Origin of the sequence: Roseicyclus sp. (genome assembly GCF_052168335.1) — a bacterium.
Classification (GTDB): Bacteria; Pseudomonadota; Alphaproteobacteria; order Rhodobacterales; family Rhodobacteraceae; genus Roseibacterium.
On sequence record NZ_JBQLZP010000464.1, the window covers coordinates 1 to 1579 of the forward strand.

Sequence of the window (1579 nt, forward strand, 5' to 3'; positions counted from 1 at the left end):
TCATCGCCTCACCTCCGGTGCATCAGGCGCGGGTTCGTGATCGTCGAGAGCACGTCCGCGATGAGGTTGAGCGCGACGTAGGCCGCCGCGAAGATCAGGGCGACGGCCTGCACCACGGCGATGTCGCGGTTGGACACCGCATCGACCATGAGCTGCCCGAGGCCCGGGTAGACGAAGACGACCTCGACCACGACGACGCCGGTGATGAGATAGGCGAGATTCAGCGCGATCACGTTGATGATCGGCGCGAGCGCGTTCGGCAGCGCGTGGCGGAGCACGATGCGCAGGGGCGAGAGGCCTTTGAGCCGCGCCATCTCGATATAGGGCGAGGCCATGAGGTTGATGATCGCCGCCCGCGTCATGCGCATCATGTGCGCCGTCACCACGAGGGTCAGCGTCAGCGCGGGCAGGAAGCTCATGTAGAGCCGGTCGCCGAAGGTCGTGGTCGGGTTGATCCGCACCATCGAGGGAAAGAGGCCGGTCTGCGCGAGCCACAGCACGAGGATGTAGGCCACGAAGAACTCGGGGAAGGAGATCGCGGTCAGCGCGCCCGCGTTGGCCGCCCGGTCGAAGATCGAGTTCCGCCAGAGCGCGGCGAGGATGCCGAGGATCAGCGAGATCGGCACCGCGAGCGCGGCGGCGTAGAGCGCGAGGAAGACGGTGTTGCCGAGCCGCGCGCCGATCAGTTCCGAGATCGGGCGGCCATTGGCGAGCGAGACGCCGAAGTCGCCGGTCAGTGCGCCGGTGAGCCAGTTCCAGTAGCGGAGCGCCGCCGGGTCGTTCAGCCCGAGCTGTTCGCGAAGCGCCGCCACCGTCTCGGGCGTCGCGCCCTGGCCGAGGAGCTGCGTGGCGAGATCGCCCGGCAGCAGTTCCGTCGCCCAGAAGATCACGAGCGACACGATGAAGAGCAGACCGATCCCGAGCGCGACACGCGTCAGGATCATGCGCAAGACGTCAGACAGTGGCCCGTCCTCCCCGCTGTCCCCGAAGCAGGGCGGCCCCCGGGCGCGTTCGCGCCGGGGGCCGCCGGAGGATCAGGCCATCCACCAGCGCTCGACGCAACGGAAACCGTCGAAGTTCCAGTTGGCCGAGATCTGCTCGGGCGTGGCCACGTCGTTGGAGACCGCCATCACGTAGTTGTTGTACATCGGGATGATGGTCGAGCCCTCGAAGGACACGAGCTGCTGCATCTCGTGGTACATCTCGCGGCGGAGATCCTCGTTGATCTCGGAGCGCGCGGCCACCAGCAGTTCGTTGAAGCGGGCGTTGTCCCAGAAGCTCTCGTTCCAGGCGCCGCCCGAGGCATAGGCGGTCGTGAACATGTGGTCCTCGACCGCGCGGCCGCCCCAGTAGGTGGCGCAGAAGGGCGTGTTGCCGGTGGGGTTGAGCCAGACGTTGTCCCAGTAGCCGTCGTTCGGCACACGGTCCACGGTCAGGTTGATGCCCGCCGCGCGCGCCGTCTCCGAGAACATCGCCGCCGCGTCGACCGCGCCCGAGAAGGCCGCGTCCGCCGCCGACAGCGTCACGTCGAGGCTGTCGAGCCCGGCCTGCTGGAGGTGGAAGCGCGCCCGGTCGGGAT

1 protein-coding gene and 1 pseudogene are annotated in these 1579 nt (G+C 68.1%); both read right to left on the reverse strand.

Going from position 1 to position 1579, the window contains the following annotated elements; all coding sequences use genetic code 11:
* Nucleotides 1-8: 8 nt before the first annotated feature.
* The gene (locus tag ACTS11_RS14370; protein WP_442640990.1) at nt 9-944 is read right to left on the reverse strand and encodes an ABC transporter permease; all 936 of its coding nucleotides are present in this window, start codon (nt 942-944) and stop codon (nt 9-11) included.
* A 90-nt stretch (nt 945-1034) separates the two neighbouring features.
* Nucleotides 1035-1579 (reverse strand): annotated as a pseudogene (locus tag ACTS11_RS14375) (ABC transporter substrate-binding protein); the annotation flags it as partial.